Below are 24,769 nucleotides of genomic sequence, written 5' to 3'. Positions count from 1 at the left end.
ATCAGTGTACTCCTTCGCCAGACGTGATCGGAAGGGCGGCACCAGCACCCGTTACCGGGCCACCTTCGGGCGGCATCAGCCAGCCGGTGACAGATTTCTTGTCATCAAAGACCCGTTTGGCAGCCTCATTGACCTGATCCACCGTCACGGCCGATATCCGGTCTGGCCAGCTTTCGACCTGATCAACGCTGAGGCCAACCGCAAGCGACTGACCAAGTACACGCGCACCGGCCGATAGCGAATCACGGGCAAAGACCGCACTATCAAGAAGCTTCTGCTTGGCACGGTCGAGTTCGTCCTGCGTAACACCTGCGGACACGACCTTGGCAATCTGAGCTTCGACAGCCTTTTCAAGATCGGCAAGGTCAACATCACCGCGTGGAACCGCATAGACACCAAAACTTGCCAGATCGACCGCGACCGGGTCATAGAAGGTGCCGACGCTTGATGCGATTTCCTGATCAACGACAAGCGCCTTGAAGAAGCGGCTCGTAGTGCCCGATCCGATGATTTCGGAAAGCACATCCAGCGGTGCGGCATCGGCCGCATCGGTGTTATAGGACGGGGCAAGGTAATAGCGCGACCAGGATGCCTGACCGACCTGCGGGTCGCGCATGGTGACTTTGCGTGGGGCGTGCTGAACCGGCTCCTGAACACGGTTGCGGATCATGTCCTTGCCGCGTGGAATGACACCGTAATATTTCTCGGCCATCGGCAGCAGCTCGTCCATGGTGATATCGCCGGCAACGACCAGAATGGCGTTATTGGGCGCATACCAGTCGCGATAGAATGCGAGCGCGTCTTCAGTGGTGAGCTGTTCCATTTCATTGAGCCAGCCAATGATCGAACGGCCATAGGGATGGGCCATATAGAGGGATGCCCTCATCTGTTCGCCCAGAAGCGCACCCGGGCTGGTATCGAGGCGCGAACGGCGTTCCTCAATAATCACATCGCGTTCCGGCAGAACCACATCATCAGAAAGCTTCAGATTGGTCATGCGGTCGGCTTCCATCTTCATCACCAGATCAAGCCTATCCCGTGCGATGTTCTGGAAGTATCCGGTATAGTCCCAACTGGTAAAGGCGTTGTCATTGCCGCCATTGCGCGCAACGATCTTTGAAAAGTCGCCCGGGGCCACCTTATCGGTCCCCTTGAACATCAGATGTTCAAGGAAATGGGCAATGCCCGATACACCTTGGGGCTCGTCGGCCGAGCCGACCTTGTACCAGACCATATGGGTAACGACGGGTGCACGGTGGTTTTCCACCAGCACGACCTGCATACCGTTATCAAGGGTGGCAGTTTGCGGGCTGAAAACAGCCGCCCGTGACAAACCGGGCACAAGGGCAAGAGTCAGTGCGACGAGGGCGAGCACAGCCACAGAGCTGCGCGTCATTGATCGGATTGTTCCAGAAATTCTCATTGTGGCGTCCCATTCCAATTCAGGATGGTTATGCAAACGGTGTGTTTCAATGCAGGACCGGCAGAACGCGGCACTTGCATTCAACAGGCATTTCTTAAGAACCGAATATGACAGAACAAGGGCGCGAAACCATCGCGCCCTTGTCTGAATGCATCAAATTGTCGTGTAGTCGGCGAACCGTCTGGCGAAGCTTAGAAGATGTCTTCCAGCCAGCCTTTCTGTTTGCGTTCGATCACCGGGGTATCGGCACCACCGGCAACATTGTCACCCAATGCCTGCTGATCGCGGATACGCTTGGCTTCGGCGGCCGGATCGACGACAGTGCCGAATTCCGGCTTTTCTTGCCAGAACAGCAGATCGTCGACGACGCCTTCGCTTTCGGAAATGAAGATCGAGGTTTCACGATCCACCGTGTTGCGGATTTCCGGATCGGCATATTGCGCACCGGATGCCGAAAGAAGGGCAACCTGACCCTTGCTTCGCGTGCCTTCGGTGATGTCACGTTTTACAACGTTGGGATCTTCGCCAACCAGAATACGACGCGCCTGATCGGTGGTCGAACCGGTCTGTGGGCGCGGTGCGCCCGGATCAGGAACACGCAGCGTAAAATCAGGCGGCAGGCTGAGCGGGGCGCGCGAAACAACCGCAAACTCGTCGGGCGACTGTTTGTTCAGGCCAAAGGTTTCACGTGTTGATTCACAACCGGAAACGCCAAGCGCAAGTCCGCTCAGCAATGCAATTTTGAAAATATTGGTCGTCAGTTTCCGGGCCATTTGTGCCTCATTACCACTTCAAAACCGGACCATGTTCGCCCGGCCAAAATTCATCTGGTAGATTTTTTACCGCCAAAAAGGGAATCGATCAACAGTAGCGCCGCACCAACCGTGATTGCACTATCGGCAATATTGAATACCGGCCAGTGATAACCCGCAACATGCAGATCAATGAAGTCGGTCACAGCCCCGTGGCGCAGACGATCAACGAGGTTGCCAATCGCGCCGCCAATGATCATTGCCAGGGCAAAGCGCAGCATGGAATCGCGCGTGCGCCACATCCAGATGCCAAAGCCAATGGTGATGGCCGCCGTCACCGCAATCATCACCCAAGGTGCCTGCCCCTGAAACAGGCCAAACGAAACACCCGGGTTCCAGGCCAGAACAAAGTTCATGAACGGCGTCACTTCGATGACGCGAAGCGGGTTCGACAGACCATCAATGGCAAGCGCCTTGGTCCACTGGTCGACACCAAACACGATTGCAATGACGATCAGACCAAACACAAAGGCACGATGTTTCATCAACACTCTTTCTGACTTGCCGGGATGTGCCCTGCCAGCTGGCAGGGCGTTCCCGAACGCCACCGTTACTCGGCGGCAATTCCCATTTCATCAACGGCATCCGCACAGCGGTTGCAAACGGTTTTATGTTCAGCGTGGCTGCCAACTTCCGGCAGGGTCTGCCAGCAACGTTCGCATTTCTCGCCGTCTGCCAATGCCGGCACGACACCAACACCTGCAACATCATCAAGGGTATAGGCACCAGCCGGTGCTTCACCCGTGATCAGTTCGATGTCAGATGTAATGGCGATTTCGGCAAGATTAAGGCCGTTAAGTGCTTCAACATACTCGGCAGCGGCATAAACCTTCGGTGCGGCATCAAGGCTTGCGCCAATGCGTTTTTCCGCACGTTCAAGTTCAAGCGCACCTGTGACAACGCGGCGAAGCTTGCGGATTTTTGCCCATTTGGCGGCAAGTGCATCGTCTTTCCAGCCGTCCGAAACCGTGTTGAAGGTTTCCGAGTGAACCGAGCTTTCGGCACCATAGCGCGCACGCCATGCTTCATCGGCGGTAAAGCACAGAACCGGTGCCAACCAGCGAACAAGGCAATCAAACACGCGATCCATCACGGTACGGGCCGCGCGACGGCGCAGGCTGCTTGGCGCGTCGCAATAAAGCGCGTCCTTGCGGATATCAAGGTAGAACGCCGACATGTCGAGCGCGCAGAAGTTATGCAGCTCGATAAACATGGTGTGGAAGTCGTAATCCGCGGTCGTCTTGCGCACCATGTCGTCAAGGTGGCTCAGACGATGCAGAACCCAACGTTCAAGTTCCGGCAGTTCGTTATCTGCGACCTTTTCGGACTCGGTGAAGCCATCAAGGTTCCCCAGCAGGAAGCGCAGCGTGTTACGCAGACGGCGATAGATGTCAGAATGGCGCTGGATGATTTCATGGCTGATGCGCAGATCATCATGATAGTCCGAGCTGACCACCCAAAGACGCAGGATGTCAGCGCCAAGCTTGTCGATCACATCGTTCGGCGCAATGACGTTGCCAAGCGACTTGGACATTTTGCGGCCTTCGCCATCGAGCACGAAGCCATGGGTCAGAACCGCTTCATACGGCGCACGACCACGGGTACCACATGATTCAAGCAGCGAGCTGTGGAACCAGCCACGATGCTGATCCGAACCTTCGAGATAAAGATCGGCCGGCCATTTCAGGTCCTGACGTTCTTCAAGCACGAAGGCGTGGGTCGAGCCGGAATCAAACCAGACGTCCAGAACGTCGGTGACCTGCTCGAAATCATCGGCCTTGTATTTGTCGCCAAGGAAATACTGCGCATCGCGGGTGAACCATGCGTCGGCCCCTTCTTCGCAGAAGGCTTCGTAAACACGATCGAGAACTCCCTGATCACGCAGCGGCTGACGGGTGCTTTTTTCGATGAACACCGTGATCGGCACACCCCATGCGCGCTGACGCGAAACGCACCAGTCCGGACGGTTGGCGATCATGGAATGCAGACGGTTACGACCGGCTTCCGGCACAAAGCGGGTTTCATCAATCGCCTTAAGCGCCTTTTCACGCAGATCGTTATCCTGCATGGAAATGAACCACTGCGGCGTGGTGCGATAGATCACCGGCGCCTTCGAACGCCAGGAGCACGGATAGGAGTGCTTGAGACGGCCACGCGACAACAGCGCGCCAACTTCGATCAGCTTGGCGATGACAGCTTCGTTCGCACCGGCTTCCTTGCCGTTTTCATCATAGATGCGTTCACCGGCAAACAGCGGCACGGTCTGATAATAGGCACCGTCGCCATCGACCATTTCCGGTACTTCCAGACCGTATTTCAGACCGGTCTGGTAATCGTCCGGGCCGTGGGTCGGTGCAGTATGGACAAAGCCGGTACCGGTATCGGTCGTGACATAATCCGCCGCCAGAAGCGGCACATCAAAGTCATAACCCTGTCCGCGGAACGGATGGGCCGAAAGAGTACCTTCAAGTTCGGACCCCTTGAAGGTGCCGACAACCTTGTGACCGGTCACGCGACCGTTCTTGCACAGGTCTTCGAGAAGATCGGTACAAACCGCCATCTTCTCGCCTACGGTGGCCCAAGCTTCTTCGGCGGTTTCGGTGACTTCGATGACGGAATATTCGATGTCTTCGCCATACGAAATTGCGCGGTTGCCCGGGATGGTCCACGGGGTCGTGGTCCAGATGACGATGGTCGCATCTGTCAGCAGATCAACCTTGGTCTCGGTAACCGGGAAGCGGACATAGATCGTTTTGGATGTATGGTCGTGATATTCGACCTCGGCCTCGGCGAGGGCTGTCTTTTCAACCACCGACCACATGACCGGTTTCGAGCCCATATAGAGCGAACCGTTCATCAGGAACTTGCCAAGTTCACGCGCGATGGAGGCTTCTGCCTTGTAATCCATGGTGACATAGGGGTTATCCCAGTCACCCATCACGCCAAGGCGTTTGAATTCTTCACGCTGAACATCAAGCCATTTCTGGGCGAACTCGCGGCATTCCTTGCGGAATTCGGCAATCGGAACATCGTCCTTGTTCTTGCCCTTGGCACGGTACTGTTCTTCGATCTTCCATTCGATCGGAAGGCCGTGGCAGTCCCAACCCGGAACGTAAACAGCGTTCTTGCCCAGCATCTGCTGGGAACGGGTGATGACGTCTTTCAGGATTTTGTTCAGTGCATGACCAATATGCAGGTGGCCGTTCGCGTAAGGAGGGCCGTCATGCAGGACAAACATTTCACGATCGGCAGAAATACCGCGAATTTTGCCGTAGAGGTCCTCGTTTTTCCACTGCTCGAGCAGGGTCGGCTCCATCTTTGGCAAACCCGCCCGCATCGGGAAGTCGGTCTTGGGCAGGATAACGGTTTTCTTGTATTCGACACTCATCGTGACGGTCCTGTCGTCTTGAACAAATTAAAAGGGCGAACCCCCGGAGATCTCGCGAACGCCAATCTTGCGAAAAGCGCGCGGATCATAGCGGGTTCGTCAACAAATTCAAATCTTGCCGAGAATATCCTTGGCAGCGATCACATCTGCTGCGATCTGGGCCTTCAGGGCATCAAGCCCATCGAACTTCTGTTCCCCACGGATAAAGCCGTGCAGACGCACGCGGACCCGCCGGTCATAGATGTCCTGATCAAAGTCAAAAAGGTGCGCTTCAAGTCCGGCATCGTCATCGCCGCCAAAGCTTGGCCGCACACCTATATTGGCGACTCCGGGCACCCAGCGTTCAACGGTTTTGCCATCTTCTTCGGAAACCAGTCCAAGTTCGACGGCATAGACACCAAATTTCGGGCGCAGATGATTACCCAGTGCGACGTTGGCGGTTGGAAAACCGATCGTCCGGCCACGCGCATCGCCATGGGCTACAATCCCGGCGATTTCCCACGGGCGCCCCAAGAGATGTTTGGCATCTTCCGGGCGGCCTTCACGCAGCGCCTGACGGATCGCGGTCGAGGAATAGACAATACCGTTATCGTGGGTCACAGCGGTTACCGCAGTGATGCCAAAACCGGACTTCTCGCCAATTGCCCGCAGCAGATCAACGTCACCTGCCCGGCCCTTGCCGAAACAGAAATCCCAGCCAACCACGACATGCCTGGCACCAAGGCCGCTGACCAGAACGCGCTCGATGAATTCTTCGGCGGTCATGGCCGCAAAATCACGATTGAATTCGACCTCATAGAACAGGTCGATATCAATGCTGCCGGCCGCGGTTTCGCGGTCCTCGGCCGAGGTCAGGCGAAATGGCGGATCATCGGCACGAAACAGCATGCGCGGATGGGGTTCAAAGGTCAGGATGGCAAGCGGCGCGCCGAGATCGCGGGCAATCGCCCGGGCCTGATCAAGAAGCGTTTGATGCCCCAGATGCAAACCATCGAAATTGCCGATCGCCACAACGGCGCCGCGCGCATCATCGGTCAGGTTCTCAAAAGATCGAAAAACGCGCATTCGCGCCGGTCTCTCTTTGCTGCGTTCCATGCCTGCCGACCTTTTATCGGCAAATCCAGCAGGCAGCTATATAGGGCGCAGGCCCGAAGCGTAAAGACTTTTCCGACAAAAAAGCGCTGCTTTCCCGCCTCAGCCTGCCTTATCCGCGTGAGGGCACCATGACCGTTGCTTCACCGGTGATCACGCAGCGATCCCCGACATAGCAATTGGTTTCGAGAATGGCGCGTTTCTTTTCCGCGATGATTTCACGAACGGTCACCCGTGCCGTAACGGTATCGCCGATACGAACCGGTGCCTTGAATTGCAGGTTTTGCGAAAGATAAATCGTACCCGGCCCCGGCAGGCGCGTACCAAGAACGGTGGAAATAAACCCGGCGGAAAGCATGCCATGGGCAATTCGGCCTTCAAACATCGTGGTTTCGGCGTAATCCTGATTAAGGTGCACCGGATTGGTATCGCCGGTAATACCGGCAAACATCACAATGTCGGTTTCGGTGACTGTCTTGCCATAACTTGCTGACAAGCCGACCTCGAGATCTTCGAGATACAGCCCGTGAAGTCCGTCGCGTTCGTTCATTTCCTTGGAACCCCTTGCCTGTTGCGCGGTCGCTTACACTGCAGATGTCGCGCTTATAATTATTTTGCAATGCAATATTTGTAATTTTATTGCGCATTTTTCAAAATGAGCAATGCCTATTTCGTCGAATGCCGTTGCGAATGGTGCTTGAAATTGTCTGAAACGGGGACATATCAGGGCATGCCCACCTGTGATATCAATGATCTAAGCCCTATAAAAACAAACCTTTGGGAAACGCCCCCGATGAACAACACAATTGCAGACACCTATGAAATTGCCATGGGTCGATGGAGCCGCCGGCTGTCGCGCAGCTTCCTTGATTTTGTTGCCGCACCGTCTTGTGGGGCGTTGGTTGATGTTGGATGTGGCACGGGCAGTCTGACCTTGGCTGCCGCCAACCGGTATCCGGATGCGCGGGTTGTCGGCATTGACCTGATCCCCGATTACCTGACAGACGCCTTGCGCGAAGAAGCTTCAAATATCGAACTTAAAACCGGGGATGCGTTGTCGCTGCCGTTCGAGAACAACAGTTTTGATACTGCCTTCTCGCAGCTGTTGATCAATGATCTGGAAAATCCGGAAAAGGCGGTTGCCGAGATGGTCCGCGTTACCAAACCGAACGGGAAAATAGCGGCGTCTGTTTGGGACCGCGCGGGCGGATTGACGTTTATCCGCCTGTTTCTGGATGCTGCGGCCATTCTGGCCGGGGTTGAAGGCGAAAAACTGCGCGAAGAAGTTTTTGACGTCCCCTATCAGGATGAGGATGACCTTTATGATCTGTGGTCGGATGCGGGATTGGGCGATATTGAAACCGCAACCCTGGCGGTGCGCATGGATTTCATCGATTTCGATGACTATTGGCAATCACTGATGGGGGCACACAGCCTGATCCGCAATTTCTTTAACCGGCAATATGCCGACACGGCCTATGAAATTCAGCAGGCCACACGTCTGGCGTATCTCGGCGGGAAAACCGACGGGCGGCGGTCGCTTGTGGCATCGGCCATGGCGGTTCGCGGCGTGGTGCCAGCGTAATCAGCGACGCCCGAACGGCAGCCACAAAACACCCAGCAAACTTTGGCTGTCCATGTCGCGGAACTCCTTCAGGCCGATCTGCATATCGTGATCATTGACCTTGGTGTGATCGATATAGCTGACAAATATCCGGTCCCAGATGGACAGGATGTTGCCGTAGTTGCTGTTGGTTTCTTTCATCAGACTTGAATGGTGCACCCGGTGCATATCGGGTGTCACGACCACCCGTCGCAAGGCGCGATCAAGGCGTTTGGGCAGATGCACATTGCCATGATTAAACAGGGCAAAGCCGCTTAGCATGCTTTCATAAATCACCACCGCCCATGGATCGGCCCCGATCAGCACAACAAAGGTCGATTTGTAGAGTGCGGATGCGACGATCTCGACCGGATGGAAACGCACGGCGGTGGAGACATCAAATTCTGTATCGCAGTGATGCACCCGGTGAAACCGCCAGAATACCGGCACGATGTGGGTCAGGCGATGCTGCCAATAGATCGCACAATCGAGAACAATGATGGTAACCAGCCCGGACAACAATGCAGGCATGCCCAAAAGGTTATTTATCCCCCAGCCATTGGCCTGCGCCCAGATGGCGGCGGCAATCATCACAGCCCCGACGGTGAAACGTGCAAGCGCGGCACTCAGCAACAACAGACCAAAATTGGTCAGCCAGCGCATGGGGCGACGCACGGCTTCCTTGGGCCGATAGGGGGCCAGGGCCTCCCACAGCGCCATCACCGCCAGAATGACGGCAAAGATGCCCAGCCGAATTAATCCGCTCTGATCCATTTCATCCTGCCTTGTGTGATAAGGGGCGCGTATGCGTCACCTTGAACTGATATCGGATATCGCAATGTATAAACAACATCTTGCAGTTCGATATCTCATCACCTTTATGTTAGAGAAAGGTGATTCATACTGAAATGCCAAAGCTTGGCGACAAAAACCGATAACGGGGGACTATATGCCAGAACGATCAGGATCCATTCGGACACTCTTTCTTTCCGTGTTCGCGACCCTGTCTTTTGGCAGCACCGCCCTTGCAGATGGCCCGCCGTTTGATTTGCCGGTCGTTTGTGCCGGCAACAGTTGTGACATTGTTCACTATGTCGATCATGATACCGGTCCGCAAATTCGCGACTATGCCTGTGGCACGACAACATATGACGGCCATCGTGGTACTGATTTCGCAATCCCGGATGAAGCCACCATGCTTGATGGTGTTCCGGTCCTGTCGATCGCGGATGGCACGGTCGTTGCCCTGCGCGACGGGGTTGAAGACATTGACTCAGGTCGTATCGCCACCAGCAGCCTTGAAGGCATCGAATGCGGTAACGGCATTCTGATCGATCATGATGATGGCTGGCAAAGCCAGTACTGTCATCTTCGCCGTGGGTGGGTTGCGGTCAAACAGGGCGACCGTGTCAGCCGTGGTCAGGTGATCGGGCGGATCGGCATTTCCGGTCAGGCCACCTTCCCGCACCTGCATTTCAACCTGCGCAAGGATGGCGAACTTGTTGATCCGTTCAGTGGCACCGCCATGGGCACCAGCAGCGCCGCTGATTGTAATGTGGAAAATGCGGCCCTTTGGTCATCGTCTGCACGCGCAAAGCTTAGCTATAACGAGATCACGCTTTATGGCCATGGATTTTCGATGGCGCGCCCGAACGCATCCGATCTTAAACGCGGATACGGCAAGGACCAGGAACTGCCCCGCACAAGCCCGGCACTTTATTTCTGGGCCTATCTGATCGGCGCCAATGATGGTGATGTCATCCGCATGAGCCTGCAAACACCTGATGGCAAGGGCGGCCATCGCGACTTTGTCATCGATCTACCCAACGACGCAGGCCCGCGCGCAAAGTGGTTCTTTATCAATATGGACCGGCCCGGAAGCCAATGGCCGGCTGGCACCTATGAGGGCGAGATCACCTTTACCCGTGGTGACAATTCCCCGCGCATCATCGGCGAGGGCAAAGTTGTGATCCGCTAGGGATCCCACCCCAGCCCCGGAAAGATCCGATTTGGGTTGCTTCACGTACACTAGCCGACTTAAAATTACACCAGTAAAATGTATTAGTTATTGAAACTATTACATTAATTTTTGATTTGGCGCGTGAATGTACAGAATTTATGACTGTCTGGCACACCAGCACGATATCGTTCTGGTCCTCGTTGCCCTTCTGATTGGACTGGCGGGCATTCATACCGCATTCAATCTTTACGCACGCGCCTGCATCGGTCGCCTTCGTCAGAAAATCGCATGGCTGTTCCTGACCGGGGTTGTGACCGGCGGGGGCATCTGGGCGACCCATTTCATTGCAATGCTGTCCTATGACCCGGTTGTGCCGGTCGGCTATGAGCCCGTCCTGACGGCTGTCTCGCTGGCGATTGCGATTGTGACAACCACCATCGGGTTTGCGATTGCCTCGGTCGGTGGGCCGCACCTTGTCTTGTCGCGTCTTGTCGGCGGACTTGTTGTCGGACTTGGCATTTCGGCCATGCATTTCACCGGCATGTCTGCCATCCGTGTTCCCGGCATTATCAGCTGGCACATGGATATTGTGATTGCCGCCATCCTGATGGGGGCCTTGTTCGGCATGGCGTCGCTATATCTCGCCAAGACCGCACAGACCGACCAACAGAAACTTATGGGTAAGGCAAACCTGACCATCGCAGTGGCGACCATGCATTTCGGTGCGATGGGCGCGTTGGTGATTACACCCGATCCAACTGTGCCGGTCCCGGCACAGCTTATTTCGCAGGAATATCTTGCGGTCGGCGTCGCCGTTGTTGCCATCGGGCTGATTGCCATTGGTTTTGTCACCGCCCTTGTTGACCGGCAACTTCGCGATCATGTCAGCAACCGCATGCGCATTCTGGGTGATTCCGCCATCGAGGCGCTTGTCCTGACCCAGAATGGGCGGGTGATTGATGCCAATGACAGCTTTCTGAAACTGGGTGGCGTTACCCGCGCAGAGATTCTTGATCAGGATTTCCTGACAGAGTGGCTTTCCGATACACCGGCGGAATTCAAATCAGGAAAGGTCGGTTATGCGGAAACGACCCTGTCCTGGAGCAATAATACCGCAATACCGGTCGAGGTCGTGCGTCGCGAAATTCCCGCCGATGAAATATCGGATGCCACCGTGATATTTGGTCTGCGCGATCTGCGCGAACGGTATGCTGCAGAAAACCATATCCGTTTCCTGGCAGAACGTGACGCCCTGACCAAGCTTCTGAACCGGTCGACATTCAATGACCGACTGGCCGAGGCACTGACGCAATCGGATAAAACAGGCATACCGTTGACGGTGATGTGCATTGATTTCGACCACTTCAAGGAACTCAATGACAGCTTTGGCCATATTGCCGGCGACCATGCGCTACGGGAATTGGGTGAACGCCTGTCCGAGCTTTTTAGTGATGATGTGGTAATCGCGCGTGTTGGCGGTGATGAGTTTGTCGCCCTGCTGTCGCACCCTGAACAATCAGATATGGATAACGTTATCGCCCGGTCGCGCGAAACCGCCCAGCAAATCCTTGATTGTGTCGCGCTCCCGGTTTTCATCAATGCCGAACACCGTGCAAAGCTTTCTGCAAGTATCGGGATTGCGCATTATCCGACCGATGGCAATGACGCCGAAAGCATCCTGTTTCATGCCGACCTTGCGATGTATCGGGTCAAACAATCGGGCGGCAATGACATCGTGTTCTATTCATCGGAAATGGACGAGGAATACCGTTTCAAGCGCCAGCTTTCATCGAACCTGCGTCATGCGATGGAGAACGGCCAGCTTGAACTTCATTACCAGCCGCAATGCGAGACCGATGGTAATGATCAGGTAATCCATTCGTTTGAAGCCTTGCTGCGCTGGACCGATCCGGAACTGGGATCGATCCCGCCCGGACGGTTTATTCCGATTGCCGAGGAAACAGGCCTGATTGTGCCGCTCGGCGAATGGGTGCTTAGAACCGCCTGCAAAGAGGCCGCACGCTGGAAAAATCCGCTTGGTATCGGGGTTAATCTGTCAGCGGTTCAATTGCAGAAACATGAACTGCCGGAACTGGTTGCCGAGATCCTGAACGAAACCGGTCTTGATCCGAAACGCCTTGAACTGGAAGTCACCGAGACAGCCCTTATTCACAATCCGGCGCGCTCGATGAAGATCCTGTCTGATATCAAGAAGCTGGGTGTGCGGATTGCCATGGATGATTTCGGCACCGGTTATTCGTCGCTTGCGACCTTGCAGAACTTCCCGGTGGATCGCATCAAGATCGACCAGTCCTTTATCAAGAAGCTGGTCAGCAACGATCAGGCGATTGCCATCGTCCGTGCGGTGATCAATCTGAGCCGCGACCTCAACCTCGAGGTGATTGCAGAGGGGGTCGAAACCGACGAACAGGCAAGCTTCCTGAACGATCATGATTGCCGCTCTGTGCAGGGGTACAAGTACGGATATCCCAAGCCGATAAGCGACTACGCACATGTCGTAAATCCGACAGAATCCCCCGAAACCACTGCGAATCGGGACAGCGGCATCGAAACCGTTTGATTGTTATGGAACCCGGAAAGGCATATTGCGTTTCAAACAGGCAGGGCCATTGCAATTTGTGACAAAACAGGCAGCAAAAACGTGACCTTTTCCATGAGGTTGAAAGTTTTTTGACGTTTTTTGACTCACAACTCTTGTAACTCGGCCATCTGCCTGCCTATATTTGACGTGTGCCGAGCCCGGCACATTGACACTACCTGTCATAAGACGGAGTAAACATGATGAATAAGCGCAAAGCAGTTGCAATCGCCATTGCCCGTGAACAGCAGATCGCCCGTTCGATGGAAATCCTGTTCGCCGGTACCATTCTGGCCGTCATCGCATCGCTTCTGGTTATCTGACCTACGCTTCGCTTTCATCATTAGCGTCCCCATTCAAACCATCTGGCAAACCAACTGGTTTTGAAGAGACCTTCTTTTAAATAGCTTCATGACACATCACAGCGTCTTTTCGGTCATCATTGCGCGAATTATCAGCCCGGTTGTCTAAGGACACCGGGACGTATCTGTTCGCCTTTTTGATGCACTGAATATCTGTGAGCATTGTCATGACTGATCATGCATTTGCTGCGTCCGCAATGGACGCACATACCCCCAAATCCGTTTACTGTTTTTCCGTTCACGCCGCTGCCGAACCGGACGTGATGCCGCGCGTTCTTGAACTGTTTGCCAAGCGTAATCTGGTTCCGGCCAGTTGGCATTCGACCGTTGCCAATGGTCTGCGCGGTTACGAGGAACTTCAGATCGACATCCAGGTCCAGCAACTTGAAACCAAAGTTGCCGAGCACATCGCGCGATGCCTGCGTCAGATCATTCACGTGAATACGGTTCTGACATCGGAAAAAGGCTATTCAAACTCAGCGCTTAGCGCGTAGGCTGTCTTGGTTGCGGCACTGCAAAACAGGCCGTGCTTCCGCCCGACAGGAGTTCCGAATTGGCCTATCTTGATCATATCCATGCGTGCAACAACGCCAATCTGTCGCGCTATGCCCGGTTTCGCATTGGCGATCTTCCGGTCGGTGCCATCCGGTCAGAATTTGCCAGCGCCCTTACCGCGCTTGGGGACAGCTTCATCCGTGACGAGAATGGCGAATATGGTTTTGGTTCGCACATCACAACCATTGATGCGCGCAACCAGACCCTGATCGAGGCGACCGAAGCCCTGTGCCAACAAGGCGTGATCAAGCATCTGCATGGCGAAAAGTTTGATATCCGCAATCGGCTTTCCGATGATCCGTTGTGCCAGCTGGATCGTTTTGCCATGCCTTATTTCGGATGCCGGTCGTGGGGCGTGCATATGAACGGCTTTGTCCGCAAGGCCGATGGCATTCACATGTGGATTGCCAAACGCGCGCTGGACAAGCCGACCTACGCCGGCATGCTCGATAACATGGTCGCGGGCGGCCAACCGACCGGCCTTGGCTTCCGCGAAAATATGATCAAGGAATGCGCCGAAGAGGCCGGCATTCCTGCAAGCCTTGCCGAAAAAGTCGTTGCGATCGGCACCGTGTCATATCTGTATGAAACCGACGAAGGCTTGAAACCCGATGTAATGGTCAATTTCGATCTGGAATTGCCAGAGGATTTTGTACCGCATTGCGCCGATGGCGAGGTCGCGCAATTTGATCTTTTACCAATGGCCGAAGTGGCCGAAATCGTCCGCAACGGGTTTGATTTCAAATTCAATTGCGCCCTGGTCGTGATCGATTTTCTGATCCGCCACGGCTATCTCACGGCGGATAACGAGCCATCCTATTGCGAACTCGTCACGGGCCTTCACCGCAGCCTTGAGCCCTGATGCGGCCTTTGCCGATACCGTAAACAAGAATGGCACCATCCCGATCCGGGCGGTGCCATCTTCTTACAGGCTTATTGAAATTTACTGACGCGGCGTGTTTGGCCCGCCCATCAATGCGCCAACGGCCATCACCGTCAGCTTGGCGCGCAAATCGGGATCCAGCTGATCAAGGTCACTTTGTTTGCTGCGCAGCGCCTTGACCGCCTCATTGATCAGTTCCTGACGACGTTGGTCCTCAGGCGTTGCGATCTTGCTTTTCTTTTTGCCAAGCTTGGCATCGGCGGCATTCAGCGCCTTCATGATTTCGGTATGCGGGGCGTCGGCCTGTTCGGTCAGGGTTTCGGCAAGGGCAAGCGCACGGGCTTCTTCGAGCGACATGCCTTCTTCCTGATGGGCAAGGGCGCGGTCTTCGATGCGACGTGCCTGACGCGCCTGAGCGGCTGTTTTTTCCGCAGTGGCGCTGTCACGCATATGCAGGGATTGCGCGTCGTTATAAGCCTGAATCGCATCCCGGCCTTTTTTGCCGACAAAGACGCGCATCAGCGTTTCCTTGAGCAATCCCATCAAATCATCCCTTGATTAAACATCCCGCCCTCGCGTGCAACTGATGTGCGACCAGTATGCGCCCAAAGAGTTTCGAAAACATTGCACCGAAGGACGGCGAAATTTTGCAACGTTCTAAATATGTTGTGCGACGCGGGTTTCTTCAACTGCCAGAATGTAGTCGATCAGTGCCTCGCAGTCGCTTGTTTGCAGATGTTCAAGATCACAAACAAAGTCGACATTCCCCGCGGCCGGATCATCGGCATGACCGACAATGCCGACTTTGACATATTCCGCGTCCAGTGCATCGAGTGCGGAAATCAGATCGGCAACACTGACCCGATCTTCTGCCGTCATGGACGTTCGGATCAAAAGCAGGATATCGGCGTCGCAATCAATCACCTGCATGGCAATGGATTGTGCATCGGAATGGCGGGGCGCCACATCGACGTCAAACCCGCCATCGGCAAACAGGGTTGCGACATGTTTGTGGTGTTTTTCTTCGACGGAGGATGCCGTCGCCAGAAGAAGACGCGGGTGGCGTCCCTCCATTTCGGCGAATTTGGCCAGACTGCTCGCAAGTTGAGGAGACGTCATGTTACCTCTCTTGAAACTGCCCTTTGCCATACGATACGGCAAAGCGGACCAGCGCAGATTTCCTGCACCGCACCCCCAGTATCCCTGTCAAAACCTTGGCTGACAAGCCTTGCGATCAAAACATTATTACCAGCCTGCCATTGCAAATGGATCGACACCAATCACATGACCATGCCCACCCAGGATCAGGAGATAAAGAACAATCCCGGCAAGGATATCCCGCCCCCGAAAGGCATCCTTCAGGCCTGACAGCGAAAAGCGTCGGGTTGCTGCCAGAAGGATCGCCTGTTCGCCATCCGTCATTCCACGCAGCCGGATTTTTTCCATCCGCCAGAACCCGATCAGGGCAAAAATGCTGCTGCCGCCAAAGAACAGGACGGCGACGATATCACCATTGGCAACCGTGTGTCCGGCCCCCCACAGGATCATGCCCAACAGCAGTGGATGACGGCAAAACCGATTGATGCCGGGCTTTGCCGGATCAAAGCCGGTTTTTCGACCAATCGACAGCGGACAGGGTTGAAGAATGGCACAGGCCCACAAAATACAGGCAGGCAACATGACAACCACAAGGAGCTGTGCCTGCCAGATTTGATAGTCCCAGAGCAAAAACGACTCCGCGACCAAAACCTCGTGAATGACCCAGCCAAACAGCAGAACTGACAGGATCGAGAATGCAATAATATAGGGGCGGTACCCGATACGTCTTACAAGCCTTTCGCGCAGCAAGCCCGGAATAATATGGCCTGCAAGGAAAACGGTCACAGCAATGAAAAACCCTGCCAAAACGCGATCCCCTCTTTACATTGTGGCTTCAACATGCAAATTGCCCTGTTCGCGCAGACGGGCCGGGGTGCGAATCTCCAAGACCCTTGCGTTACACGATATTAGCGGATACCTCTGTATCCCTGTTTGACATCGAACAACAAGCACCTGCCGCCGGATATTCTGACCGGCAGACCAAGAAATACGGAATATACTCGAAATGAGCTGGACGCCGGAAAAGATTGAATTGCTGACCTCGCTCTGGAATCAGGGTTGGACCACGGCACGCATCGGTGAAGAACTGGGCGTTGGCAAGAATGCCGTCGTTGGCAAGGCACACCGCCTTGGACTGCCCAAGCGCCCGTCCCCGATCCAGCGCCGCGCCGAGGAAGCAGAACAGAAAAAAGCACCGGCCCCCAAACAGCAGACCAAAGGCATTTCGATCTTTGATCTTGGTCCGGGCATGTGCCGTTGGCCGTTTGGCGATCCGGGCGATGACGACTTCCATTTCTGCGGCAAGAAAATCGTGCCGAGCAAGCCTTATTGCGACGAACATTGCGCACAGGCCTACCTTAACGGCAAGAACCCGCGCGAAGACAATCCCCCTGCACAGCAGGGTGGCCCCGGCGGCAAAGGCCCGCAGGCTGCAAACCGGAAATAATATCCTCTGCGCCTGGCAATTGCCCGCAGAGACACCAAAATACAAAAAAGCCGCCTGATCAGGGCGGCTTTTTCGTTGGGCGATATCAAGGTTGGGTTGATTACCTTGTTTGCAGCACGTATTTGGCAAAGCCTTCCTGATCCTCGCCAACGAAGCTGATATTGTCGGGTGCGTTGACAGCAGAGGATGCCTTGGGGCTGGTGACAAACGTTACATCGGACGCCTCACCGATTGGGGCAAAGGTCCAGTTGCCATCCGCCTTCGGATCAATTTCCTTTTCGGTCAGGATATAGTTGGCAAGTACCGTACGGTTTTCATCGGGTGCCTCGACAATGATGGTCGATCCATCAAGGCCCGGGAAATTGCCACCACCGCCGGCGCGATAGTTGTTGGTCGCAACAACAAACTTCTGATCGGCTGTCACCGGTTTGCCTTCGAAGCTCAGATTGACGATGCGGTGACTATCGGGATTGATCACTTCGCCCGCCTTGTTATAGCGGGCCGGTTTGGTGACATCGATCTCGTAGGTCACGCCATCAATCACATCGTAATTATAGGTCGGGAAATCCGGGTTGATCAGAGCTTGTTCTTCGCTGCTGTTCGGATCAATCTGATTGAACTGGCCTGCTGACATTTCAAGCCATTCACGCACCTGATCGCCATCAAGCAATACTGCGCGCACGGTGTTTGGATAGATGTAAAGATCCGCGACGTTTTTAAGCGCAATCTTGCCTTCGGGAATGTCGGTGAAATAGTCAGGGCCACCACGGCCACCGGCCTTGAACGGCGCCCCGGCCGACAGGATCGGGATGCCATCATATTCCGATCCGTTCAGGATCTTTTCGAGATACCATTTCTGGGCGTTGGTCACGATCTGGATCGAAGGATCATCGGCCACAAGCGCAAAGAAGCTGTTGATCGGTGCCGATGTGGTGCCTACACCTTCGCGCATATAGGCAATGGTGGCTTCGTGCTCTTCCTTGACCGCGGCAATGATTTCCGGATCGGCTTCAACCAGCGGGGTCACGGTCCGGCCTTCGCGCTGATAAATCGGACGTGCGTCCGACAGACTGTCGGTGACACTCCATTCGCCGTCATCGGTGACATTCAAGGTCAGGTCAATCACGCCAAGATGGCTGCCCCAGAAGCCAGGCATCACTGCCGCAACGCCGTTGATTGTGCCTTTGGCAATATCGACACCTTCAAGATCGGAAAAGGTCTCAGACGGGAACACGGTGTGGGCATGGCCAAACAGGATCGCATCGATGCCATCTACTTCGGAAAGGTAATAGGTGGCATTTTCTTCCATGCCATTACGCGCCATGGTCGACAGACCGGAATGCGGAACGGCAATGACGATATCCGCACCCTTTTCACGCATTTCCGGAACATATTTTTTTGCCATTTCGACAATGTCTTTTGCGATCACATTGCCTTCCAGATTGGCCTTGTCCCACTGCATGATCTGGGGTGGGACAAAACCGATCACACCGACCTTGGCCTTGTGCACCTTGCCGTCATTATCGGTAAATTCCCGATCCAGCAGCACATAGGGTTCGAAATACGGCTTGTCGTTTTCGGGGTTGTCATCGCCATCATCGACAAAAACGTTGGCACTGACATAGGGGAAGTTGGCACCGGCCAACGATTTACCCAGGAAATCGAGACCATAGTTAAATTCATGGTTCCCGATATTGGCCGCGTCGTAGCCAAGCAGGTTCATCGCCTTATAGACCGGATGAACATCACCATCCTTAAGACCGCGTTCCTTGGCCATATAATCACCAAGCGGGTTACCCTGGATCAGGTCACCATTATCGATAAAGACAACGTTCTCTGCCTCGCCACGCGCAGTCTTAAGCAGGGTCGCGACCTTTGCCAGACCAACCGTGTCTGACTCGCCATCACGGTAATAGTCGTAATTAACCAGATGCGTATGGATGTCGGTGGTTTCGAGGATGCGCAATGACACCGTGCTGTCGGCCAATGCCGTGCTGCTTACCAGTGCAAGTGCTATCGAAATCCCGGTCATCCGGGCAGCTTTTTTGTGAATGAATACCATCGAGCCGTGTCCCTGCTTATGCGTTAAACCGCGACACTGTAATCCCGTTTAAATGGCGGGGTTTTGAAGATTTTGCGAAAAAGGCAGGGCAAACACAAACAGAAACGCCTGCCACGATCGGCAGGCGTTTCTGGTCTGAGACATATTTGGCGATCAGGCTGGCTGCATCACGGTTGACTTGTATCCGCGAATGACCTCGTTTCCGGGCTCCGGATCGTGTGGGACGTTCAGGGCCAGAACCAACGAGACAAAGGCCATGGCAGCCCCGGCAAGGAACACCGCACCGGGCGATATCAGCCAAAGCAACCCAAACGCCGCCGGAATGAAAACAGCGGCGATATGGTTAATCGTAAAGCTGACCCCGGCGGTTGAGGAGATATCAGCCGGGTCGGCGATCTTCTGGAAATAGGTCTTGATGGCAATCGCCAGCGCAAAGAACAGATGGTCAATCACATAAAGACCACCGGCCAGAATGTGGTTTTCGACAAAGGCGTAGGAGACGAAAACAATGAACAGTCCCACATATTCGAAGACCAACGCACGGCGTTCGCCCCACTTACCGATCATCTTGCCGATCTTGGGGGCGAGGAACATGTTGATCACGTGGTTAAGCAGATACAGCAAGGTGATGGTTGCTGCGTCATAACCGAACTTCTCGACCATCAGGAAGCCGGCAAACACGGTGAAGATCTGACGGCGTGCGCCACTCATGAAAGTCAGCGCATAGTAAAGCCAATAGCGTTTGCGCAAGATCAGCTTCTTGTTCTGCGGATGGGCATCGGCAAATTTCGGAAACGCCCCCCAGACAAAAAGCGCGGCCAGGACCGTCAACGCACCGCCGAACAGGTAGACGTAGCGATACTCGACCGCGAAAACTTCGAGCATCACCCAGACCATGCCAAACATTATCAGTGAAGAGATTGATTTTGCCGACAACTGCCGCCCCATGACCATGGCGGTGCGATCCTTACGCACCCATTGCAATGACAAGGCCTGCTGCATGGTTTCGAAATAATGGAAACCGATCGACATCAGAACCGTCGTGCAATAAAGCCCGATCACGGTCGGAAAATAGCCCGATATGGCAACGCCAATTCCAAGCACCAGCAGTGACAAAACCGCAAAGGTTTGCTCGCGCAGAACCAGCAGCACAAAAATCGCGGTAAAGGCGAGGAAGCCGGGGATTTCACGCAAGGACTGCAAGATGCCGATCTCGCGGCCGGTGAAATCGGCCATTTCGACCGAAAAGTTGTTTAGCAGCGCCATCCAGGTCGAAAAGGACAGCGGCATGGCAGCCGCCATGACGATCAGCAGAACTTCCGGATTGCGCCAACCCTTGTGAACCGGAGCTGTGCTGGCATTATTGGGTGCGTCGGGCGCATCACCAAGTGGGGCCGCGTGATTGCTGGCTTCCGGTATGATTTCCTTGGACATTGTACCTCCGAGGACAGGATCGTTGTGGTGGCGACGCCCCTGTCACAGCTTGTGCGTTTTGGAATGCGACCAAGTTAAACCTGTCCGATCCGTCTGTCTTACGGTAATCTGCCATCATATGTCGCAATCAAGACAGTTTTGAATGTCGCCACACCATGGTTCATATCCTCAACACCTTTGACGGACGTCCAGAACATCACAACAAGATCCCCCGCCCGCGCGAACTGCCGCGCGCGGTATATGTCCGGGTCAGTGATATGCCTGCTGGCTATCACGTTGCGGCACACAGCCATGACTGGAACCAGCTTTTATATGCGATTGAGGGTACGATGACCGTGGTGACAGAGGCCGGGATGTGGATCGTGCCGCCACAGCGCGCCGTGTGGGTCCCGCCCCACACGCAGCATGCGGTAACCTGCACCGGGTTTACCCGGGCCCGCCACCTTTATATCGGTCGGGACGTTGCCGCCAACCTGCCCGATCGCTGCATGGTTCTGGAAGTCAGCCCGCTTTTGCGTGAACTGATCCGGGCCGCAACAGAAATTCCGGTCGAATATGATGAAGATGGAGAAGAAGGCCGCCTGATCCGCGTATTGCTTGATCAGATCAAGGCGCCAGATCAGGACAAGCTTTACCTGCCTGCGCCCAAGGACACCCGACTGGCACGCATTTGCGATCATCTGCAAGGCGACCCGGCTGATAACCGTACGCTTGAGGACTGGGCAAAGGTGTGCGGCGCCTCAAGCCGGACGCTTGCCCGGCTTTTTCAGCGCGAAACCGGCATGCCATTCCGCGAATGGCGGCAAAAGCTTCGTCTGCTCCATGCGCTTGAAAAGCTCGCCAATGACCGTCCGGTGACCGAGATCGCACTTGATCTTGGCTATGAGACCCCATCGGCCTTTATCGCAATGTTTCGCAAGGTCACAGGCCGCACACCGGGCAGCTATTTTCGCTAGGCCCGGGATGCTCAGTGGTCGTAACGGGTTACACGTGGTTTTGGCGGAATGATCTCGTGCTCGGGCTCAAGATATGTTCCGTACCGCTTCGTCACTTTCACATGGTCCGGGCAGGGCTTCTGCCCATTGGTGCACATGTTGTGAAGCTGAACCATGAATTCCGAGGACAAGCCGTTTCGTTCATGCGTCGCGTTTTCCGACGCCCGATTGGTAAACCTGCCATTGCTCAGACGATCAAGGCGTTTATCCGCTTTCGGTGCAACGGCACAGTCATGATGCATGACGCGGATGCCTTCAAGAAACGCCATCATTTCCATCACGGATTTAAGCATCCCGACGCTGTTTTCGAAGGTTCGGGTCACGGCGACCGAAGCTTCTTCTATGTAGTCGGCAAATAATCCATCACCGTCTGCATCGGAAGGCTCGTATTTGTGTATGCCCGCTGCCATACGGCTTTTCCAAGCCTGATGGTTGGGCTCATTGACGCGACGCCCTGGAAGAATATGGCTGTTTTGTCCCCAGTCACGTCCATGACCGGTACAATTAACCTCACCCTTCCGGCGTGCCGGATGTGGTTCGTACGACATCATCTCTTTCCCCAGAGCGTAATAATTGCGCTTCTCTGATATCCATGCCCTTACTTGAACGCAGATATTCCCACTCTGTGAACGGACATGTGTCTTATTATTTAATCCACAAATACCACAGGTTGTTTGCTGGAATTGCACATTCCATCCATATGAATATGCAAATTGTCCAAAAAACGTGGCAAAACCCAGCTTTTCGACTTTTGACAAGGCTTTCAAAAAGCACGCAGCAGCCAACAGCCCCCAGATACACTATCCGGTCTGACGCGCATTTATGCCTGGATCAGGAAACAGAAATACACACTGCAATACACACCGGGTGATCGCAAGTCAGCCTCACCTCGGGCAGTGATACTTCCAGTCCTTTACGGTCGATCTTGAGTTTATTTTTAGTGCGAGACCCGTGACACGACATCATTCGCCGCTTGAATACGGTCGCCATAGGCCATTGCCTTCGCACCATGGTTGAGCGACGGAATGCGTTCCGACGCGCCCAATACGGCCAGCTGGTCAATCACGGCCAGCACCCATGGTCGGGTGTCATTACCTTCGCCACCTGTTGACGACGCGTCTTTCGTTCGGTCCAGAAGTCGCTCGTCTGCGCTGAAGATATCATTTTCATTAGACACAGAGCGAATGGCTTCCAATACGCGGACCAGTTCAGAAAGCGACTTCATCATATCGAAGGTCGCCGCAAGAGACTGGTTCACAGAAGACGGTTCAGCACCCTCCGCCATCTCAGGATCGCCAAAGCATGACGCTGCTGATGGTTCATCATCAAAGGATAGGAAAACTGGTTCCTGATCTTCCCGGCTCTGCCAGAAATTGTGATTTTTCTCGCCTTGACGACGTCCGGGTAACACGTGGCAGTTCTTTCCCCAGTCGCGGCCGGGGCCGGCATAGTTTTTCTCCCCCGTCCGGCGTGCCGGATGTGGTTCTGTCGAATGCATCTAATCCCCCAAGGTTCGGTGCACACACTGATAAGGGCCGCCAGCGTTTTCTGTTTTTCGTCATAGGCGGCATCTCTGTTTTTTGGATTTTTACCATGTGCAGCGGGGTGACAATGCACGAAGCGTCCAAAAAAATGTGCGAACCATCCAAAACACCTAATAAAGAGATTTCGGAAAAATAATCCCTAACATCCCGTATAGCCATAAGACCTTAAAACCAAAGGTATAATCCAGATCTCCTTACGCAATCATAATACCTTTGCGTTCATTTTCACCTAAACCTATACCTTTGTGGTTTTGACGAAACGCCCGGTTTCCGCTTAACATGAAAAAAATCTGGTATTAGAGATGTCGAATATTAATCCAGATGAACCCGCGCAAGTAGCGTTGTTTGCAATGAAGCAAAACCGGGAGTCAGGCATGACACAGTCAGCAACCCATACTTTTTTCACGGTCAATGACCTACCTATGTCCAAACGTTATGACGTTTGGCAAAGTAGTATTGACTGCATTTTCAGCGTCGAAACCCTTCCCGACATCCGCAAGAACAACTTCCATGCAACATTGGATGCGGATTTGTTGGGATCAATGATGATCGCCCGCACCAACAGCACACATCAGTTCTGGGAACGCAGCTCCAAGACAATCGCTGCCGATGGCATGGATCATTATATGGTCCAGCTTTACTATAACGGCGGCGTGTCGACAGATGATGGCAAGGACGGCCAGGAAATAGAAGCTGACGGACTGCTCTTTCAGGACCTGTCGCAAGTAGCACGGGCGACAACAAGCGATTTTGATAACCTTGCCTTCGTCATTCCTCGCCCCCTTCTTGAAGACCGGCTTACCCTGCCCGAAGATCACAACATGCGGTTTCTCAGCCCGCGTGACCCGATGGTCCGGGTTGTTGCAAATCTGATGCGCTCGCTGAAGGCCAATGCTTCGGCGCTCAAGAGCGAGCATGCCCATGTGCTTGAAAACAGCTTTGCCGATATGCTGGCCGCCTGCCTCAATTCCGCATATGGCGAAACAAGCGAGACCACAAACAAACGCCAGAACCTTGAAGTCATGACGCTAATCCGGCGTTATTTCCGTGAGAATTTTTCACGCCCCGATCTTACCCCGGACCGTGCGGCACGAGAGCTCGGCATTTCACGGTCCAAGCTGTATCAGTTGCTTGAAGAGCATGGCGGCGTTTATCGCTACACACGTGATCTGCGTCTGCGCCGTGCCAAGCAATTGCTGAGCACCACAACGAAGCGTCCCCGTTCCCTTTACGACGTAGCACTCGAATGCGGATTTTCCAGCGACACGTCCTTCATCCGGGCATTTCGCGAAAAATTTGACATGACGCCGGGTGATTTCAGACGCAGCCAGCAAAATGCATTGAACAACGTGCAGGACGCAGATGGCAGTGAACGTGATACACGCTATGAAAAGTGGCTGCACACCCTTTGAAACGCCCCTTTCACCGCCAACCCGTGTCAGGTTTCCCGCATCTCTGACATGAAATTTTATCAGTATTGCCCGCCACCAACTTACGATATTTCTGAAAACA

At 54.4% G+C, this 24,769-nt stretch carries 23 protein-coding genes; 9 read left to right on the top strand and 14 right to left on the bottom strand.

From position 1 onward, the window contains the following. Window position 1: 1 nt before the first annotated feature. The 6 genes from AC5Q5A_RS03905 to AC5Q5A_RS03880 all read right to left on the bottom strand — a co-directional run bounded on the left by AC5Q5A_RS03905 (window position 2) and on the right by AC5Q5A_RS03880 (window position 7,265). Complete coding sequence (locus AC5Q5A_RS03905; RefSeq protein ID WP_493894399.1) at window positions 2-1,396, bottom strand: M16 family metallopeptidase; 1,395 nt, start codon at window positions 1,394-1,396, stop codon at window positions 2-4. Between the two features lie 218 nt (window positions 1,397-1,614). Beyond that, complete coding sequence (locus AC5Q5A_RS03900) at window positions 1,615-2,196, bottom strand: DUF3035 domain-containing protein (protein WP_064787432.1); 582 nt, start codon at window positions 2,194-2,196, stop codon at window positions 1,615-1,617. A 50-nt stretch (window positions 2,197-2,246) separates the two neighbouring features. After that, on the bottom strand, window positions 2,247-2,720 hold the full coding sequence (lspA, locus tag AC5Q5A_RS03895) for a signal peptidase II (RefSeq protein ID WP_064787433.1): 474 nt from the start codon (window positions 2,718-2,720) through the stop codon (window positions 2,247-2,249). Between the two features lie 65 nt (window positions 2,721-2,785). Beyond that, complete coding sequence (gene ileS, locus AC5Q5A_RS03890; RefSeq protein WP_493894398.1) at window positions 2,786-5,623, bottom strand: isoleucine--tRNA ligase; 2,838 nt, start codon at window positions 5,621-5,623, stop codon at window positions 2,786-2,788. Window positions 5,624-5,731: 108 nt separating this feature from the next. Next, a complete protein-coding gene (locus tag AC5Q5A_RS03885; RefSeq protein WP_493894397.1) occupies window positions 5,732-6,688 on the bottom strand; it encodes a bifunctional riboflavin kinase/FAD synthetase in 957 nt (318 codons plus the stop codon). A 139-nt stretch (window positions 6,689-6,827) separates the two neighbouring features. After that, entirely contained in the window at window positions 6,828-7,265 is a 438-nt protein-coding gene (locus tag AC5Q5A_RS03880; protein ID WP_044827746.1) for a MaoC family dehydratase, read from the bottom strand. Window positions 7,266-7,508: 243 nt separating this feature from the next. Between AC5Q5A_RS03880 and AC5Q5A_RS03875 the strand changes: the two genes are divergently transcribed. Next, on the top strand, window positions 7,509-8,300 hold the full coding sequence (locus AC5Q5A_RS03875; RefSeq protein ID WP_493894396.1) for a class I SAM-dependent methyltransferase: 792 nt from the start codon (window positions 7,509-7,511) through the stop codon (window positions 8,298-8,300). On the opposite strand, the gene AC5Q5A_RS03870 is transcribed toward AC5Q5A_RS03875, so the two are convergent. Then, window positions 8,301-9,092, bottom strand: coding sequence for a sterol desaturase family protein (locus AC5Q5A_RS03870; RefSeq protein ID WP_493894395.1), 792 nt, complete (start codon window positions 9,090-9,092; stop codon window positions 8,301-8,303). Between the two features lie 175 nt (window positions 9,093-9,267). On the opposite strand from AC5Q5A_RS03870, the gene AC5Q5A_RS03865 reads away from it, so the two are divergent. From AC5Q5A_RS03865 to AC5Q5A_RS03845, 5 genes are all read left to right on the top strand, one after another. Next, on the top strand, window positions 9,268-10,296 hold the full coding sequence (locus AC5Q5A_RS03865; RefSeq protein ID WP_493894394.1) for a M23 family metallopeptidase: 1,029 nt from the start codon (window positions 9,268-9,270) through the stop codon (window positions 10,294-10,296). Window positions 10,297-10,423: 127 nt separating this feature from the next. Next, window positions 10,424-12,859 carry a bifunctional diguanylate cyclase/phosphodiesterase gene (locus AC5Q5A_RS03860; RefSeq protein ID WP_493894393.1) on the top strand — a complete coding sequence of 812 codons (2,436 nt, stop codon included), beginning with the start codon at window positions 10,424-10,426 and terminating at the stop codon, window positions 12,857-12,859. Window positions 12,860-13,077: 218 nt separating this feature from the next. Then, window positions 13,078-13,200, top strand: a complete 123-nt coding sequence (locus AC5Q5A_RS03855; protein ID WP_255356118.1) for a hypothetical protein — start codon at window positions 13,078-13,080, stop codon at window positions 13,198-13,200. A 206-nt stretch (window positions 13,201-13,406) separates the two neighbouring features. Next, window positions 13,407-13,733 (top strand): ACT-like domain-containing protein, encoded by a 327-nt coding sequence (locus tag AC5Q5A_RS03850; RefSeq protein ID WP_063088636.1) that lies wholly within the window; start codon window positions 13,407-13,409, stop codon window positions 13,731-13,733. A gap of 59 nt (window positions 13,734-13,792) precedes the next feature. Continuing rightward, on the top strand, window positions 13,793-14,656 hold the full coding sequence (locus tag AC5Q5A_RS03845; RefSeq protein ID WP_493894392.1) for an NUDIX hydrolase: 864 nt from the start codon (window positions 13,793-13,795) through the stop codon (window positions 14,654-14,656). A gap of 81 nt (window positions 14,657-14,737) precedes the next feature. Here the strand turns inward: AC5Q5A_RS03845 and AC5Q5A_RS03840 are convergent, their stop codons facing one another. From AC5Q5A_RS03840 to AC5Q5A_RS03830, 3 genes are all read right to left on the bottom strand, one after another. Further along, on the bottom strand, window positions 14,738-15,220 hold the full coding sequence (locus AC5Q5A_RS03840; RefSeq protein WP_493894391.1) for a hypothetical protein: 483 nt from the start codon (window positions 15,218-15,220) through the stop codon (window positions 14,738-14,740). A gap of 114 nt (window positions 15,221-15,334) precedes the next feature. After that, on the bottom strand, window positions 15,335-15,796 hold the full coding sequence (locus AC5Q5A_RS03835; RefSeq protein ID WP_338186465.1) for a methylmalonyl-CoA mutase: 462 nt from the start codon (window positions 15,794-15,796) through the stop codon (window positions 15,335-15,337). Window positions 15,797-15,922: 126 nt separating this feature from the next. Further along, entirely contained in the window at window positions 15,923-16,582 is a 660-nt protein-coding gene (locus tag AC5Q5A_RS03830) for an NnrU family protein (protein ID WP_493894390.1), read from the bottom strand. Between the two features lie 199 nt (window positions 16,583-16,781). Here AC5Q5A_RS03830 and AC5Q5A_RS03825 point away from each other — a divergent pair, with 199 nt between their 5' ends. Next, entirely contained in the window at window positions 16,782-17,222 is a 441-nt protein-coding gene (locus AC5Q5A_RS03825) for a GcrA family cell cycle regulator (RefSeq protein WP_063088632.1), read from the top strand. Between the two features lie 100 nt (window positions 17,223-17,322). On the opposite strand, the gene AC5Q5A_RS03820 is transcribed toward AC5Q5A_RS03825, so the two are convergent. After that, complete coding sequence (locus tag AC5Q5A_RS03820; RefSeq protein ID WP_493894389.1) at window positions 17,323-19,284, bottom strand: bifunctional 2',3'-cyclic-nucleotide 2'-phosphodiesterase/3'-nucleotidase; 1,962 nt, start codon at window positions 19,282-19,284, stop codon at window positions 17,323-17,325. Between the two features lie 153 nt (window positions 19,285-19,437). Further along, window positions 19,438-20,718 carry an MFS transporter gene (locus AC5Q5A_RS03815; protein ID WP_143588666.1) on the bottom strand — a complete coding sequence of 427 codons (1,281 nt, stop codon included), beginning with the start codon at window positions 20,716-20,718 and terminating at the stop codon, window positions 19,438-19,440. 155 nt (window positions 20,719-20,873) lie between these two features. Between AC5Q5A_RS03815 and AC5Q5A_RS03810 the strand changes: the two genes are divergently transcribed. Next, window positions 20,874-21,674 carry an AraC family transcriptional regulator gene (locus AC5Q5A_RS03810; RefSeq protein WP_493894388.1) on the top strand — a complete coding sequence of 267 codons (801 nt, stop codon included), beginning with the start codon at window positions 20,874-20,876 and terminating at the stop codon, window positions 21,672-21,674. A gap of 11 nt (window positions 21,675-21,685) precedes the next feature. On the opposite strand, the gene AC5Q5A_RS03805 is transcribed toward AC5Q5A_RS03810, so the two are convergent. Then, complete coding sequence (locus AC5Q5A_RS03805) at window positions 21,686-22,498, bottom strand: hypothetical protein (RefSeq protein WP_493894387.1); 813 nt, start codon at window positions 22,496-22,498, stop codon at window positions 21,686-21,688. Between the two features lie 152 nt (window positions 22,499-22,650). Then, window positions 22,651-23,211, bottom strand: coding sequence for a hypothetical protein (locus AC5Q5A_RS03800; protein ID WP_493894386.1), 561 nt, complete (start codon window positions 23,209-23,211; stop codon window positions 22,651-22,653). Between the two features lie 420 nt (window positions 23,212-23,631). Between AC5Q5A_RS03800 and AC5Q5A_RS03795 the strand changes: the two genes are divergently transcribed. Then, entirely contained in the window at window positions 23,632-24,669 is a 1,038-nt protein-coding gene (locus AC5Q5A_RS03795) for an AraC family transcriptional regulator (protein ID WP_493894385.1), read from the top strand. Window positions 24,670-24,769 lie beyond the last annotated feature (100 nt).

It is taken from the genome of Thalassospira sp. CA1 (genome assembly GCF_059052855.1).
This window is presented reverse-complemented; position numbering and strand designations above follow the sequence as displayed.

Coding starts and splice junctions, on each gene's coding strand:
- AC5Q5A_RS03905 (WP_493894399.1), bottom strand. CDS start 1,396: ATGACGCGCAGCTCTGTGGCTGTGCTCGCCCTCGTCGCACTGACTCTT.
- AC5Q5A_RS03900 (WP_064787432.1), bottom strand. CDS start 2,196: ATGGCCCGGAAACTGACGACCAATATTTTCAAAATTGCATTGCTGAGC.
- lspA (WP_064787433.1), bottom strand. CDS start 2,720: ATGAAACATCGTGCCTTTGTGTTTGGTCTGATCGTCATTGCAATCGTG.
- ileS (WP_493894398.1), bottom strand. CDS start 5,623: ATGAGTGTCGAATACAAGAAAACCGTTATCCTGCCCAAGACCGACTTC.
- AC5Q5A_RS03885 (WP_493894397.1), bottom strand. CDS start 6,688: ATGCGCGTTTTTCGATCTTTTGAGAACCTGACCGATGATGCGCGCGGC.
- AC5Q5A_RS03880 (WP_044827746.1), bottom strand. CDS start 7,265: ATGAACGAACGCGACGGACTTCACGGGCTGTATCTCGAAGATCTCGAG.
- AC5Q5A_RS03875 (WP_493894396.1), top strand. CDS start 7,509: ATGAACAACACAATTGCAGACACCTATGAAATTGCCATGGGTCGATGG.
- AC5Q5A_RS03870 (WP_493894395.1), bottom strand. CDS start 9,092: ATGGATCAGAGCGGATTAATTCGGCTGGGCATCTTTGCCGTCATTCTG.
- AC5Q5A_RS03865 (WP_493894394.1), top strand. CDS start 9,268: ATGCCAGAACGATCAGGATCCATTCGGACACTCTTTCTTTCCGTGTTC.
- AC5Q5A_RS03860 (WP_493894393.1), top strand. CDS start 10,424: ATGTACAGAATTTATGACTGTCTGGCACACCAGCACGATATCGTTCTG.
- AC5Q5A_RS03855 (WP_255356118.1), top strand. CDS start 13,078: ATGATGAATAAGCGCAAAGCAGTTGCAATCGCCATTGCCCGTGAACAG.
- AC5Q5A_RS03850 (WP_063088636.1), top strand. CDS start 13,407: ATGACTGATCATGCATTTGCTGCGTCCGCAATGGACGCACATACCCCC.
- AC5Q5A_RS03840 (WP_493894391.1), bottom strand. CDS start 15,220: ATGGGATTGCTCAAGGAAACGCTGATGCGCGTCTTTGTCGGCAAAAAA.
- AC5Q5A_RS03835 (WP_338186465.1), bottom strand. CDS start 15,796: ATGACGTCTCCTCAACTTGCGAGCAGTCTGGCCAAATTCGCCGAAATG.
- AC5Q5A_RS03825 (WP_063088632.1), top strand. CDS start 16,782: ATGAGCTGGACGCCGGAAAAGATTGAATTGCTGACCTCGCTCTGGAAT.
- AC5Q5A_RS03820 (WP_493894389.1), bottom strand. CDS start 19,284: ATGGTATTCATTCACAAAAAAGCTGCCCGGATGACCGGGATTTCGATA.
- AC5Q5A_RS03815 (WP_143588666.1), bottom strand. CDS start 20,718: ATGTCCAAGGAAATCATACCGGAAGCCAGCAATCACGCGGCCCCACTT.
- AC5Q5A_RS03810 (WP_493894388.1), top strand. CDS start 20,874: ATGGTTCATATCCTCAACACCTTTGACGGACGTCCAGAACATCACAAC.
- AC5Q5A_RS03800 (WP_493894386.1), bottom strand. CDS start 23,211: ATGCATTCGACAGAACCACATCCGGCACGCCGGACGGGGGAGAAAAAC.
- AC5Q5A_RS03795 (WP_493894385.1), top strand. CDS start 23,632: ATGACACAGTCAGCAACCCATACTTTTTTCACGGTCAATGACCTACCT.